This window comes from Pseudomonas sp. JQ36 (assembly GCF_053851495.1).
Genome location: NZ_CM132642.1, coordinates 1825664 through 1840740, shown reverse-complemented (window position 1 = coordinate 1840740; position 15077 = coordinate 1825664). Strand labels below are relative to the sequence as shown.

Here is a 15077-nt window from a genome sequence, read left to right as displayed (position 1 = left end):
CATGAAGCAGCATTCATGAGATTGGAATAGACGTTTTTTTCGCAACAACACTAAGGAAGGTCGCTGGATGAATAACAACAAAACCCCCGCGCAAACGGGCGGTCGCTTCGCCATGAAAACCCTCAATTGCGCCGTACTCTGCGCACTGGCCACATGGGGCTCCGCGCACGCGGCGCCTTATGTGGAAAGCGGCCGCGGTGGTGATCCCGCCAGTTGGCGCAGTGCCGAATTCAAGGCTGACTGGGGCTTGGGCGCCATTGGCGCGGATCACGCCTACGCCGCCGGTTACACCGGTAAAGGCGTGAAACTGGGGATCTTCGACCAGCCGGTGTATGCCGCGCACCCGGAGTTTTCCGGCACCAACAAAGTCATCACCCTGGTCACCAGCGGGATCCGCGAATACACCGACCCGTATATCCCGGTCAAAGCCGGCGATGCGTTCCGTTATGACGGTTCGCCCTCGGTCGGCTCCGACGGCAAGCTCGGCGCCCACGGTACCCACGTCGGTGGCATCGCTGCCGGTAGCCGCGATGGCGGGCCGATGCACGGCGTGGCGTTCGGTGCGCAGATCATCAGCGCCGACAACGGCGACCCGGGCCCGGAAGACGGCATCGTCCGTGGCAACGATGGTGCGGTGTACAAGGCCGGTTGGGATGCGCTGATCGCCAGTGGCGCGCGGATCATCAACAACAGCTGGGGCATCGGCATCACCGATCGTTTCGACCTCGGTGGGCGCGATCCGGCGTATCCGCACTTCACCGTCAACGACGCGCAAGTGCAGTTCAACGAGATCCGCACACTGCTCGGCACCAAGCCCGGCGGAGCCTACGACGGTGCGATTGCCGCCGCCCGCAGCGGTATCGTGACAATCTTCGCTGCCGGTAACGATTACAACCTGAACAACCCGGACGCCATCGCCGGCCTCGGCTACTTCGTGCCGGACATCGCGCCGAACTGGATCACCGTCGCCGCGTTGCAGCAGAACCCGGACCAGGCCAGCGCCAACCCGTACATCATGAGTACGTTCTCCTCGCGCTGCGGCTACACCGCGAGTCTCTGCGTCTCGGCGCCGGGCACGAAAATCTTCAGCTCGATTATCGAAGGTACCAACGCCGACAACCTGACCACCGCCTACAAAAACTACAACGGCACCTCGATGGCCGCGCCGCACGTGGCCGGCTCGATGGCGGTGCTGATGGAACGCTTCCCGTACATGACTGGCGATCAGGTCGCCACGGTACTGCGTACCACCGCCACCGACCTCGGCGCACCGGGCATCGACGCCTTGTACGGCTGGGGCATGATCAACCTGCGCAAAGGCATTGATGGCCCGTCGATGTTCGTCACCGAGCAGGACATCCCGGAAGAATTCCGCATTCAGGGTGCCTACGGTTCCGGGCAGTTCGTCGCGGACCTGCCGGGCATCGGCGCGATCCTCGACAAGGGCAAACCCACCGAGCGCGTGTGCAACGACATCACCTGCGGCCTCGATACCTGGCGCAACGACATTTCCGGTCACGGCGGCCTGACCAAGCAGGGCATCGGCACACTGGTGCTGACCGGCAACAACACCTACAGCGGCCCGACTCTGGTCAATCAGGGGCGACTGGCGATCAATGGGTCGCTGGCTTCGGCAGTCACGGTCAACGACAGCGGCATCCTTGGTGGTAACGGCCGTATCGGCGCGCTGACCGTGAAAAGCGGTGGTACCGTCGCGCCGGGCAACTCGATCGGCACCCTGAACGTGGCCGGTGACGTGACCTTCGAGCGCGGTTCGACCTACGCGGTGGAAGTGTCGCCGACCAGCAGCGACCAGATCGTTGCCGGTGGCAAAGCCGTGATCGATGGCGCCACGGTCAGTCTGTCGCTGGAAAACAGCCCGACCCTGCTCAGCACCACCGAAGTGCAGAGCCTGCTGGGTTCGCAGTTCAACATCCTGCAAGCGGCCGGTGGCATTCAAGGCCAGTTCGGGCAAGTGCTGCCGAACTATGCGTTTCTCGGCGGCACCCTGGCGTACTCGGCGAGCGGTGTGCAACTGGACGTCGGGCGCAACGGCGCGTCGTTCGCCAGTGTCGGTCTGACGCCGAACCAACGTGCGGTTGGTGCGGCTGCCGAAGGGCTGGGCGCGGGCAATGCGTTGTTCGAAACCTTGCTGTTGTCGCCGAACGCGGCGTCGGCGCAACAAGCCTTCCAGCAACTGTCCGGGGAAATTCACCCGGCCATCGGCACCATGCTGATCAACGACAGCCGCTACCTGCGTGAGGCAGTGGGCGAGCGTCTGCGCGAGCGTGACCTGTTCAATGCCGACGCACCGACTGACGATCGCAGCAATGCCTGGGTCAAGGTGCTGGGGTCGTGGGGCAAGAGCGATGGCGGCCACGAAAACGCCGACTCCAACAGCTCCATCGGCGGTCTACTGGCCGGTGTCGACGGCCTGATCGCTGAAGATACCCGTCTGGGTTTCGTTACCGGTTATAGCGACAGTTCGTTGAACATGGGCGGCGGTACGCATTCTTCGGCCTCGGTCGACAGCTACCATTTGGGCGCGTACCTCGGGCATCAGGTCGATGCGCTGCGTCTGACCGCCGGTGCCGCTTACAGCTGGCATCGCGTGGACGTGAAACGTGATCTGCAGTTCGCGGGCGTCAATGGCAAAGAGAAAACCAAGCACGATGCGGCGACCACTCAGGTGTTCACCGAAGCGGCTTACGATCTGCGCCTGCAACCGATGAACCTGGAGCCGTTCGCCAATCTGTCGTACGTGCACTTGAACACCGAGAGCTTCACCGAAAAGGGTGATGCTGCGGCGCTCAAGAGCGGCGAAGACAACCGCGACGTGGTGCTGTCGACCCTTGGCGTGCGCGCCAAGCGCAGCTTCGCGCTGTCGGACAAACATCAGCTGGAACTGGGCGCGACCCTCGGCTGGCAGCACAACCTGAGCAATGTCGATGCTGACAGCCACCTGGCCTTCGCCAATGGCAACAGCGCGTTCACCGTACAGAGTGTGTCGATGGATCGTGATGCAGCCTTGGTCGGCGTGCGCGCCGGGCTGGCGCTCAATCGCGATGTCCGGGTCAACCTGGATTACAACGGACTGATCGGTAACAACGAGAAAGACCACGGTGTGGGTCTGACCCTCGACTGGCAGTTCTAAAAGCGTGCCGGCAGTCCTCGCGGGCTGCCGGTTTTGAAGGAAGAGAGAGCACAACATGGGATTGTTCGATTATAAAAATGCCGACGGCAAAGCGTTGTACAGCGATGCCATCGCACTGACGCTGTATGCCTATACGCCAACCGGCCAGCCGTTGCCGGCCACCGCCTGGAAACCGCTCAACGCGACGGCACTGGGTTATCAGGGCAAGGTCGGCGCGCAAGGTACGTTCTTCGGCGAGAAGGATGGCTTCACCAGCGCCGAGGCCGAAGTGCTCGGCAAGTACGACGCCGGCGGCAAGCTGATCGGCCTCGGCGTGGCCTTTCGCGGCACCGGCGGGCTGGGTTACAGCGATACTTTCGGCGACATGAAGAACAACCTGCTGGCCGCCATCGGGCCATCGGATTACGCGAGTAACTACGCGAAAAACGCCTTCGACAACCTGCTCAAGGCTGTCGCTGCATTCGCCATGGCCAACGGCATCGCCGCCAAGGACGTGTTGTTCAGCGGCCACAGCCTTGGTGGCCTTGGGGTCAACAGCGTGGCCGAGTTGAGCGGCAGTAATTGGGGCGGGTACTTCAAGGACGCCAACTACATCGCGTTCGCCTCGCCGACCCAGAGCAGCACCGGCAACAACGTGCTGAACATCGGTTACGAAAACGATCCGGTGTTCCGCGCGCTGGACGGCACCACGTTCAGCAGCGGGTCGCTGGGCAAGCACGACGGGCCGCATGAGTCGACCACCGACAACATCGTCAACTTCACCGACAACTATGCGTCCACCACGCAGAACCTGGTGCCGTTCAGCATCGTCAATCCGCTGAACTGGTCGGCCCACAGCTCGCTCGGGTATGCCGATGGCTTGAGCCGGGTGATCGACTCGAAGTTCTACAACCTGACGCACAAGGACTCGACCCTCATCGTTTCCAACCTGGAAGAAGCTTCCCGGGGCAAGACCTGGGTCGAGGATCTGGGGCGTAGCGGCGAGCCGCACACCGGCAGCACCTTCATCATCGGCACCAACAGCAACGACTGGCTCAAGGGCGGGGCGGGTAACGACTTCCTCGAAGGCCTGGGCGGCGATGACCGCTTCCGCGATGACGGTGGTTTCAACGTCCTCCTCGGTGGCCAGGGCCACAACACGTTCGAGCTGCAGAAACCGCTGCAGAATTTCAGCTTCGCCAATGACGGTGACGGCACGCTGTACGTGCGTGACGCTTACGGCGGCATCAGCATGACCCGCGACATCGGCGCGCTGGTGAGCAAGGAATCGGGGTCGTGGTGGGGCAGCAAGGAAATCACCTGGGGCGTCACGGCCAAGGGCTTGACCAATGGCAGCGAACTGACCCAGTACACCCATTCGCTCAACGGCGATGCCTACGGCAACGCAGTGCACGCCAGCGCCGACGGTGACTGGCTGTTCGGTCTGGGTGGCGATGACAAGCTGATCAGCGACAAGGGACACGTGACCTTCGTCGGCGGCGCCGGCAATGACGTGATGACGGCGGTGGGAGGCAACAACACTTTCCTGTTCAGCGGCGCGTTCGGTTTCGACGCGATCAATGGCTATCAGGGCAGCGACAAACTGGTGTTCATGGGCGTCGAAGGCGCGGGGCAGGGCTACGACTACAAGCAGCATGCTGCACAGTCGGGGGCTGATACCGTGCTGAAGATTGGCGACTATGCCGTGACCCTGGTCGGGGTGGGAGTGGCTAACCTGTCGGACTCGGCGTTCGTGTTCGCCTAGCTCCTTGTTAAGACAAACCCTGTAGGAGTGAGCCTGCTCGCGATCGCGGTGAGTCAGTCTCCATCCATGTTGCCTGACACGGTCTCATCGCGAGCAGGCTCACTCCTACAGTTAAAAGCAATGCAAGTAGTACTGAAATGCTCCGGGGCGTGCCCGTGAGGGGCGCCCTGGCTGTGAGCTATCTCTGACAATTCCAACAAAAGAGAGGCAATAGCAATGGGTGTGTATGACTACAAGAACTTCGGCACAGCCGATTCCAAGGCGCTGTTCAGCGATGCCATGGCGATCACGCTGTATTCCTATCACAACCTCGATAACGGTTTTGCCGCCGGTTATCAGCACAACGGTTTCGGTCTCGGCCTGCCGGCCACGTTGGTCACCGCGCTGCTTGGCGGTACTGATTCGCAAGGGGTGATTCCCGGGATTCCGTGGAACCCCGACTCGGAAAAACTCGCCCTCGACGCCGTGAAAAAGGCTGGCTGGACACCAATCACCGCCTCGCAACTGGGCTACGACGGCAAGACCGACGCGCGCGGAACCTTCTTCGGCGAGAAGGCCGGTTACACCACCGCTCAGGTCGAGATCCTCGGCAAGTACGACGCTCAGGGCCATCTCACCGAAATCGGTATCGCCTTTCGCGGCACCAGCGGCCCTCGGGAAAACCTGATCATCGACTCCATCGGCGACGTGATCAACGATCTGCTGGCAGCCTTCGGCCCCAAGGACTACGCCAAGAACTACGTTGGCGAAGCGTTCGGCAATCTACTGAATGACGTGGTGGCGTTCGCCAAGGCCAACGGCCTCAGCGGCAAGGATGTGCTGGTCAGCGGCCACAGTCTCGGTGGGCTGGCGGTCAACAGCATGGCCGATCTGAGTGGCGGCAAGTGGGGCGGATTCTTCGCCGATTCCAACTACATCGCCTACGCCTCGCCGACCCAGAGCAGCACCGACAAAGTGCTCAACGTCGGTTACGAAAACGATCCGGTGTTCCGCGCCCTCGACGGTTCGACCTTTACCGGCGCCTCGATCGGCGTGCACGACGCACCCAAGGAGTCGGCCACCGACAACATCGTCAGCTTCAACGATCACTACGCCTCGACCGCGTGGAATCTGCTGCCGTTCTCCATCCTCAACATCCCGACCTGGATCTCGCACCTGCCGACCGCTTACGGCGACGGCATGAACCGGATCATCGAGTCGAAGTTCTACGATCTGACCAGCAAGGACTCGACGATCATCGTCGCCAACCTGTCGGATCCGGCGCGGGCCAACACCTGGGTGCAGGACCTCAACCGCAACGCCGAAACCCACAAGGGCAGCACCTTCATCATCGGCAGCGACAGTAACGACCTGATCCAGGGCGGCAGCGGCAATGACTATCTGGAAGGCCGCGCCGGCAACGACACGTTCCGTGACGGTGGCGGCTACAACGTGATTCTCGGTGGCGCCGGCAACAACACCCTCGACTTGCAGAAAGCGGTGAACACCTTCGACTTCGCCAACGACGGCGCCGGCAACCTGTACGTGCGCGACGCCAACGGCGGGATCAGCATCACCCGCGACATCGGCAGCATCGTCACCAAGGAGCCAGGTTTTCTCTGGGGGCTGTTCAAGGACGACGTGACCCATAGCGTCACGGCCAGCGGCTTGAAGGTCGGCAGCAACGTCACGCAGTATGAGTCCAGCGTCAAAGGCACCAGCGGCGCCGACACGCTCAAGGCAAATGCCAGCGGTGACTGGTTGTTTGGCCTGGATGGCAACGACCACTTGATCGGCGGCGCGGGCAACGACGTGTTTGTCGGTGGCGCCGGCAATGACCTGATGGAGTCCGGGGGCGGGGCGGATACGTTCCTGTTCAATGGCGCGTTCGGTCAGGACCGGGTGGTTGGCTTTACGGCCAACGACAAACTGGTGTTCCTTGGCGTGCAGGGTGTATTGCCCAATGATGACTTCCGCGCGCATGCCTCGATGGTGGGGCAGGACACGGTGCTGAAGTTTGGTGGTGATTCGGTGACGCTGGTTGGGGTGGCGCTGAATAGCCTCAGTGCCGATGGAATTGTGATCGCCTGATACATCCGTAACCTGTGGCGAGGGAGCTTGCTAGCGGCTCTGAAGATTTTGTGAGCGCTACGCGCTCAAGCGGGAGCAAGCTCCCTCGCCACAACCTGGTATCAAAAGTGACTCGACAGCCACACCCTGACTCAAAAGCTCTGCAAACAGCAGAAGCGGCCTAAAGCCAGCACGTGCACACACGTTCTATAGCCAGCCGCCATTGAGTACAGGAGATGCACACGTGAAAAGGTTCAAGGGGTATGTCGGGATTGTCGGACTGGCGCTGTTATCGGCCAATGCCTGGGCCGATCTGCCTCAAACCTCGATTCTGAGCCGCTATGGCATCAGCAGTGACCAATTGCCGAAACCGGCGAAGACCGAAGCAGCCGAGCCGGTCGAAGAGAAAAGCCTGTTTCAGATCCAGCCCGAACAGCCGTTCGTGACGTTTCGGCGGGGTGACGACAAACAGGCGCAAGCCACCGGTAACCTGAGCATCGACCGCATGACCCAGCAGGATCTGGAGCGCTGCCGGCGTCTGCAAGCCGAGCTGGCGCGGCGGGGCGAGCATTATTTCAGCTGTGACAACAGCATTGTGGGTTTGCCTGCTTTCGAATAACGCCCAGTACTTTGATTGGCTTCTGTAGGAGCTGCCGCAGGCTGCGATCTTTTGATCTTGCCTTTAAAAGATCGCAGCCTGCGGCAGCTCCTACCCGTACAGCGGGGTGTCAGTCTTCCTTGCGCACCGTCGCGACCTCGTCGCCGCGGACTCTCACCTTGGTTCCGGAAATATCTTCGAATTCATAGAAGCCATCCTTGTTCTTGGTTTTCGGCATGTCCTTGGTCAAATACTGAGTGCCGTTCTGCAAGGTCACCACGGTCGGTGTCGAGCAGCCGCCCAATGCCAGGAAGGCTGCTACCGCCAGGGGAAGACCCAGAGTCTTGATGTTCATACCCACCTCAAATACCTCATTCCATATCAATTGACCGTATCCGGTCTCTAACGCGGTTGGTGCCGTCGAACCGGGAAAAGTTCTATGGCACCCTGAAAAAATCCCGATTGCCGCTGCCACTGATCTTTTTCCGTTTGCAGGAGACAGGGCAGAGCTGGTATCTGTACGCATAACCAGTATTCGCTCGCCATGGCCCTGAATTCCCGTGACTGCCAATCCGCTCGACGATCCGTTTTATTACCTCAACAACTTCCGGCAAGTGCTTGATTGGCTTGACCTTCGCTATGCCGATGTGATGAGCGAATCCGAGCACGGCTTTATCCGCGACTTCAAGGCCTTGCCACGCACTTCGCAGGCTTTGCTGGTGCGCATGATAATGCGCAAGGGCGTGCATTTCCGCCTCGGCAAACTCAATTACCCGGAAATCGGGGACATCAGCAGCGCCGCGCAGCCGTTGTTGCGTCACGGCTGGCTCGACGATCAGGCTTTGTTGAGCGTGGCCGAAGTGTTCGACGTGTTGCTCAAGGCCGAACTGCTGCAGGCGTTCGGCAGCTTTATCGAGCAACCCAAGGGCCGCAAGGACGACTGGCTGCCGGCGCTCGCCGAGCAATTCAGCGAGTCGCGCAGCCTCTGTGATTGGGCGCCGACGCTCGGCGACCGCTTGCTCAGCCTGACCATCATGGATGTGTGCGACCGCCTGCGTCTGATGTTCTTCGGCAACCTGTACCAGGACTGGTCGGAATTCGTCCTCGCCGACCTCGGGATCTTTACCTACGAAAAAGTCGAGTTCTGCTCCGACTCCCGCGGCCTGCGCAGCCGTGAAGACGTTGACGCCTGTCTGTTCCTGCATCAGTGCCAGCAACGCTTCGAGGCCGGTGAGCCGTTGGAGATCATCGTCGAGCAGGTCTGCGCGTTGCAGTTCGACAACCCGTGGCTGCAACGGCGGCGCGGCAAGGTACTGTTCCAGATCGGCCAGTATTGCGAGCGCATCGCCGAGTTTGCCCTGGCCCTGAGTATTTACCGCAACTGTGCCTACCCCGGCGCTCGTCAGCGAATGATCCGCGTGCTGGAGCGCTGCGGCGAATACGCACTGGCGCTGGAGCTCGCCAGCCTCGCCGAACAGGCGCCGGAAAGCGCCGCCGAACAGCAGAGCCTGCAACGGATGCTGCCACGGCTGCGACGCAAACTCGGCGGGCCACCGCTCAAACGGGCAACGCCACGCCCGGTCGAGCGCCTTGATCTGCAACTGCCGCGCACTGATCCGGGAATGTCGGTGGAGTTCTACGTGCAGGCGCATCTGCACGAAGACAGCGGCCCGGTGCATTACGTCGAGAACAGCCTGATCAACTCGCTGTTCGGCCTGCTGTGCTGGCCGGCGATATTCGCGCCGCTGCCGGGGGCGTTCTTTCATCCGTTCCAGCGCGGGCCGGTGGACCTGCTCAACGAAGACTTTCAGCAACGCCGGGCCGAACTGTTCCAGGCCTGTCTCGACCAACTCGACGACGGGCGTTACACCGAGACCATTCGTGAGCGCTTCACCGCCAAATGGGGCGTGCAGTCACCGTTCGTGTTCTGGGGCGCGTTGAACGAGCAATTGCTGGAACAGGCGTTGGCGTGCTTGCCGGCCGAACACCTCAAGCACTGGTTCAATCGGCTGCTGCTCGACATCAAGGCCAACCGCGCCGGTATGCCCGATCTGATCCAGTTCTGGCCGCAGCACAAGACCTACCGGATGATCGAAGTCAAAGGCCCCGGTGACCGCTTGCAGTACAACCAGCTGCGCTGGCTGGAGTTCTGTCACCAACATCAGATGCCGGTCGCCGTGTGCTACGTGCAATGGGCGGAGCAGAGCGCTTGAGCTACAGCATTGCGGTGCGTGCGCTGTGCGAGTTCACCGCCAAGACCGGCGACCTCGACCTGCGGTTTACCCCATCGCCGACAGCCCTCGAAGGCATGCTCGGTCACCGCACTGTGGCCTCGCGGCGCAGCGACAAATACCAGAGCGAAGTGGCGCTGGAAGGCGAGTTTCTGCAATTGAAAGTCAGGGGCAGGGCGGACGGCTACGACCCGGCGCAGAACTGTCTGGAAGAAGTCAAAACCTATCGCGGCGACCTCAGCAAGCAACCGGCCAACCATCGGCAGCTGCATTGGGCGCAGGCGAAGATCTACGGCTGGCTGATGTGCCGCAAGCTTGAACTTGAGCAGATCAATCTGGCGCTGGTGTATTTCGACATCGTCAGCGAAAAGGAAACCTGTCTGGTCGAGTCCTTCAATGCACCCGCCTTGCAGGCCTTTTTCGAACAACAATGCCGGTTGTTCCTGGACTGGGCCGAGCAGGAAATGGCCCACCGCGAGGCGCGCAATCTGGCCGCGCAGCAATTGAGCTTTCCCCACGCCGACTTTCGCCCCGGCCAGCGACATCTGGCCGAATCGGTGTTCAAAGCGGTCAGCACCGGCCGTTGCCTGATGGCCCAGGCGCCCACCGGGATCGGTAAAACCCTCGGCACGCTATTCCCGATGCTCAAGGCGCTGGCGCCACAGCAACTGGACAAGGTGTTCTTCCTGACCGCCAAGACCCCGGGGCGCAAGCTGGCGCTGGATGCCAGTCAGGTGTTGTTCGATCAATCGCAAAACCTGCCGCTGCGGGTGCTGGAGATGGTCGCCCGCGACAAGGCCTGCGAACACCCGGACAAAGCCTGTCACGGTGAATCCTGTCCGTTGGCCCAGGGCTTCTATGATCGCCTGCCCGCCGCCCGCCAAGCGGCGAGCCGGATCAATCTGCTCGATCAGGCGGCGATGCGCGAAGTGGCCCGTCAGCACGCGGTGTGCCCGTATTACTTGAGCCAGGAAATGGCCCGCTGGGCCGACGTGGTGGTGGCGGACTACAACTATTACTTCGATTTCAGCGCGCTGCTGTTCGGTCTGGCCCAGCTCAATCAGTGGAAAGTCGCGGTGCTGGCCGATGAAGCGCACAATCTGGTCGAACGCGGGCGTTCGATGTACAGCGCCAGTCTCGATCAGGCCGCGCTGGCCAGTGTGCGCAAGACGGCCCCCGAAGTGCTGAAAAAATCCCTGCAACGGGTCAATCGCGAGTGGAACGCGCTGCATCAGCCGCAACTGGCGCCATATCAGGCCTACGACAAGGCCCCGGAGAAACTGCTGCAAGCGGTGTCCCTGTGCAGCGCGGCCATCGGCGACTACCTCAATGATCATCCGCAGGGACTCGACAGCGCGCTGCAAACCTTCTATTTCGACATGCTGCAGTTCGGCCGGGTGGCGGAGCTGTTCGACGAGCATTACCTGTTCGACATCAGCAAGCGCGACCTCGAGCGCAAGCGGCCGCTGTCGCAGTTGTGCCTGCGCAACGTGGTGCCGGCGGCGTTCATCGGCCCGCGCCTGAAAGCGGCGCGCAGCAGCGTGTTGTTCTCGGCGACGCTAAGCCCGCGGCGCTATTACGCCGACCTGCTCGGCACACCCTCCGACACAGTGTGGATCGATGTCGAATCACCGTTCAGTGCCGAACAGCTGCAGGTGCAGATCGTCAGCCGGATTTCCACGCGCTTCAATCATCGGCAGGCGTCGCTGGAGCCGATCGTCGAGCTGATCGCCCGCCAGTTCAGCGAGCGCCCGGGCAATTACCTGGCGTTCTTCAGCAGCTTCGATTACCTGCAACAAGTGCTGACGCTACTCGCTGAACGCCATCCGCAGATCAATCTGTGGCAGCAATCCCGGGGCATGGCCGAAGGGCAACGGCAGGCCTTTCTCGATCAGTTCACCGCCGACAGCCAGGGCATCGGCTTCGCCGTGTTGGGCGGTGCGTTCGGCGAGGGCATCGACCTGCCCGGAGCACGGCTGATCGGCGCGTTCATTGCGACCCTGGGGCTGGCCCAGCTCAACCCGATCAACGAGCAGTTGAAACGGCGCATGGCGGCGATTTTCGGCGCCGGCTACGACTACATCTATCTGTATCCGGGTGTGCAGAAAGTGGTGCAGGCTGCCGGGCGGGTGATCCGCACCCGCGAGGATCGTGGTGTGGTGATGCTGATCGATGACCGCTTCGCCGAACCGCGTATTCAGCAACTGTTGCCGCGCTGGTGGTCGCTCGGTACAGACTCGTGTGCAGCGAGCACTTTGATCACGTCGTGAATTGACGCGCGTTTGCACCTTCCCATGGCGCCGGATTGCCGCATACTTGCACTAACGAAAACCAGCGGTGAACCTGATGAGTGACAACCCGAGCAAAACTGCCGCGATCGAGGAGATGCGTTTCCGTCTGCTGATCGATGCGGTGGTCGATTATGCGATTTACATGATCGATCCGGACGGCATCATCACCAGCTGGAACACTGGCGCCAAACGCTTCAAGGGCTACGAGAAGCAAGAAATCATCGGCGAGCATTTCTCGCGCTTCTACACCGGGCAGGATCGCGCGGCGGGCTTGCCGCAACGGGCGCTGGACACCGCAATCCGCGAAGGGCGATACGAAGGCGAAGGCTGGCGCGTTCGCAAGGACGGCACGCATTTCTGGTGCCATGTGGTGATCGACCCGATCATCGATCCGGACGGCACGCTGCTGGGCTTTGCCAAGATCACCCGCGACCTGACCGACCGCAAAATGGCCGAAGAAACCCTCAAGCAAAGCGAGCAGCAGTTTCGCCTGCTGGTGCAGGGTGTCACGGACTACGCGCTCTACATGCTCAGCCCGGACGGCCGGGTGTCCAACTGGAATCAGGGCGCCCAGCGGATCAAAGGGTATCGGCCGGAAGAAATCATTGGCGAGCACTTCTCGATTTTCTACACCGCTGAAGACCGCGAGCGCGGCGAACCGCAACGGGCGCTGGAAATCGCGGCGCGGGAAGGGCGTTTCGAAAACAGAAGCTGGCGGGTGCGCAAGGACGGCAGCCGATTCTTCGCCCATGTGGTGGTGGATGCCATTCGTGGCGAGACCGGGACGTTGCTCGGCTTCGCAAAAATCACCCGTGACGTGACCGAGGTCCATGAGTCGCAGCAGGCCCTGGAGAAAACCCGCGAGGCACTGTTCCAGGCGCAGAAGATGCAGGCCATCGGTCAGCTCAGCGGCGGCATTGCCCACGACTTCAATAACCTGCTGACGGTGATCCTCGGCAACCTTGAAATTGTGCGCAAGCGCGTGGGTGACGACCCGAAACTCAATCGCCTGCTGGAAAATGCCACACAAGGTGCGCTGCGCGGCGTATCGCTGACCCAACGCATGCTGGCGTTTGCCCGGCGTCAGGAGCTCAAGACCGAACCGGTCGATATCGCGCAACTGGTGCAAGGCATTACCGGGCTGCTGCGCAGTTCGCTGGGGCCGGGAATCAGCATCGAAACCTCGCTGCCCGAAGGGTTGGAACCGGTGCTGGCCGATACCAACCAACTGGAACTGGCGGTGCTCAATCTGGCGACCAATGCCCGCGACGCCATGCCCGATGGCGGCAAAGTGGTGATCAGCGCCTGGGCGGAAGTCGTCCTTGAACAGAGCCACTCGACCATGGCAGCGGGACGTTATGTCTGCCTGAGTCTGCTCGACACCGGCGAAGGCATGGACGAGCACACGCTGGCCTCGGCCCGGGATCCGTTTTTTACCACCAAAGGCCTGGGCAAAGGCACCGGGCTGGGGCTGTCGATGGTGCATGGTTTCATCGAGCAGCTCGGTGGCCGTTTTATTCTCAAGAGCGAGAAGGGGCAGGGCACGGCAGCAGAACTCTGGTTACCGGTAGCGGCGCATGGTGCACGGTCCCCAACGGTGCAGCCGGGCAGCGAACCGCTCACCGTGCCACGCCTCAGCGTGCTGGTGGTCGACGACGACTCGTTAGTGTTGACCAGCACCACGCTGCTACTCGAAGACCTTGGCCATCGGGTGCTCAGCGCGACGTCCGGTGCCAGGGCGCTGACGTTGTTCGAGCAGGGCGAAGTAATTGATCTGATGATCACCGACATGGCCATGCCGCACATGAGCGGCGCGCAACTGGCGCATGCGGTGCGTCTGCTCAAACCGGATTTGCCGATCGTCCTGGCCACCGGTTACGCCGAACGTCTGGAAGGCTTCGCCGCGCAATTGCCGCGTCTGCCCAAGCCGTTCACCCAGCTCAACCTGATGGAAATCATCGCCCGCTCGATGAAGTGAATCCGCCTGAACTTGTCCGTGGCGAGGGCCTTCTAAAAGGTTTCCCCGCCATGGAGTGCGCGTCCCTTGCCTCGCATACTGACCCAGCCCACCGCTGAAGAACACTTGACCGAACATGACGCCAAGATGTTCGGCTCACCCAAGGAACGGTTGGATTTCTATCGCAAGGAAATCCAGTACGAAACCAGCATCCTTGCCAATCGCACCGATGCCTATCTGGCGGCGCAGTCGTTTCTGGTGATTGCCTTTGCTTCGTGCATGGCCAACCTCAACCCTGAGTGGGGCAAGCTGTTCACACTGGTGGTGCCGCCGTTTCTCGCACTGCTTGGGCTACTCAGTTCGCTCAACGCCTGGCCGGGGATTCGTGCGGCGTACGACATCATCGATCACTGGCACTACAAGCAGAGCGAGTTGTTGCGCAGCGAGCCGATCATGGGCATGGCTTACGACGAGTCGCCGCTGTTCAGCGAGATGGAGTCGAGCCACAAGGGCTATCGCAAGTCGCTGTTGTTTTCGGTGCGCACGCCCTGGATTTTCGCTACGTTCTGGATCCTGCTCGGGGCTTACGCGGTGTTCATTCAGGTAACCAACCCCGGGGGCTGAACGCCGCCCAAAGAAAAAGCCCGGACATCGCTGCCGGGCTTTTTCTTGCGCGCTTTATTCGACGGTTTCAAGCTGCCGACGCAGTTCCTGCGAATGATGCGGCGACATCGGAATCGGCGGGAAGTCTTCGTTGAGGACACACAGGTGATCGATGGCTTCCTCGAACTTCGCATCGGCTTTGCGGCGCAGTGCTCGATAGTGCTCAAACTGTTCGAGGTCCAGATTGTCCGCTTCCAGCAGCTCGTAAGCCGCTCGGTTGAGGGCGTGGGCATCTTCGAACAATTGACGATTGCGTTCCAGGGCCAAAGCCCTGCAAGCCTTGATTTGTGCAGGAGTCGAGCATTCTTTCATGACCGTGACCTTGTTATCCAAAGATTCCTTTTCATGGGCTGCAAGCCGCAGGGGAACCGAACCTGCCGGACCCCGCCG

The 15077-nt window shown here is 61.3% G+C and carries 10 protein-coding genes; 8 read left to right on the top strand and 2 right to left on the bottom strand.

The features are described 5' to 3' along the window. The first annotated feature begins 67 nt into the window (after window positions 1-67). From ACS4NR_RS08215 to ACS4NR_RS08200, 4 genes are all read left to right on the top strand, one after another. Window positions 68-3154, top strand: coding sequence for an autotransporter domain-containing protein (locus ACS4NR_RS08215; protein WP_456019661.1), 3087 nt, complete (start codon window positions 68-70; stop codon window positions 3152-3154). A 55-nt stretch (window positions 3155-3209) separates the two neighbouring features. Next, window positions 3210-4898, top strand: coding sequence for a polyurethane esterase (locus tag ACS4NR_RS08210; protein WP_456019660.1), 1689 nt, complete (start codon window positions 3210-3212; stop codon window positions 4896-4898). Window positions 4899-5114: 216 nt separating this feature from the next. Next, a complete protein-coding gene (locus ACS4NR_RS08205; protein WP_456019658.1) occupies window positions 5115-6968 on the top strand; it encodes a polyurethane esterase in 1854 nt (617 codons plus the stop codon). A 223-nt stretch (window positions 6969-7191) separates the two neighbouring features. After that, window positions 7192-7566 carry a hypothetical protein gene (locus tag ACS4NR_RS08200; protein ID WP_095135954.1) on the top strand — a complete coding sequence of 125 codons (375 nt, stop codon included), beginning with the start codon at window positions 7192-7194 and terminating at the stop codon, window positions 7564-7566. A gap of 109 nt (window positions 7567-7675) precedes the next feature. Here ACS4NR_RS08200 and ACS4NR_RS08195 read toward each other — a convergent pair whose 3' ends face one another. Beyond that, window positions 7676-7900 (bottom strand): YgdI/YgdR family lipoprotein, encoded by a 225-nt coding sequence (locus tag ACS4NR_RS08195; protein WP_064590001.1) that lies wholly within the window; start codon window positions 7898-7900, stop codon window positions 7676-7678. A gap of 205 nt (window positions 7901-8105) precedes the next feature. Here ACS4NR_RS08195 and ACS4NR_RS08190 point away from each other — a divergent pair, with 205 nt between their 5' ends. The 4 genes from ACS4NR_RS08190 to ACS4NR_RS08175 all read left to right on the top strand — a co-directional run bounded on the left by ACS4NR_RS08190 (window position 8106) and on the right by ACS4NR_RS08175 (window position 14648). Continuing rightward, a complete protein-coding gene (locus ACS4NR_RS08190) occupies window positions 8106-9758 on the top strand; it encodes a VRR-NUC domain-containing protein (RefSeq protein WP_456019657.1) in 1653 nt (550 codons plus the stop codon). Further along, entirely contained in the window at window positions 9755-12046 is a 2292-nt protein-coding gene (locus tag ACS4NR_RS08185) for a helicase C-terminal domain-containing protein (protein ID WP_456019656.1), read from the top strand. The genes ACS4NR_RS08190 and ACS4NR_RS08185 overlap by 4 nt, the downstream gene beginning before the upstream one ends. 76 nt (window positions 12047-12122) lie before the next feature. After that, a complete protein-coding gene (locus ACS4NR_RS08180) occupies window positions 12123-14045 on the top strand; it encodes a PAS domain S-box protein (RefSeq protein ID WP_456019655.1) in 1923 nt (640 codons plus the stop codon). Window positions 14046-14111: 66 nt separating this feature from the next. Beyond that, window positions 14112-14648, top strand: coding sequence for a hypothetical protein (locus ACS4NR_RS08175; RefSeq protein WP_003224989.1), 537 nt, complete (start codon window positions 14112-14114; stop codon window positions 14646-14648). 54 nt (window positions 14649-14702) lie between these two features. Here ACS4NR_RS08175 and ACS4NR_RS08170 read toward each other — a convergent pair whose 3' ends face one another. Next, on the bottom strand, window positions 14703-14999 hold the full coding sequence (locus ACS4NR_RS08170) for a hypothetical protein (protein WP_007967009.1): 297 nt from the start codon (window positions 14997-14999) through the stop codon (window positions 14703-14705). Window positions 15000-15077 lie beyond the last annotated feature (78 nt).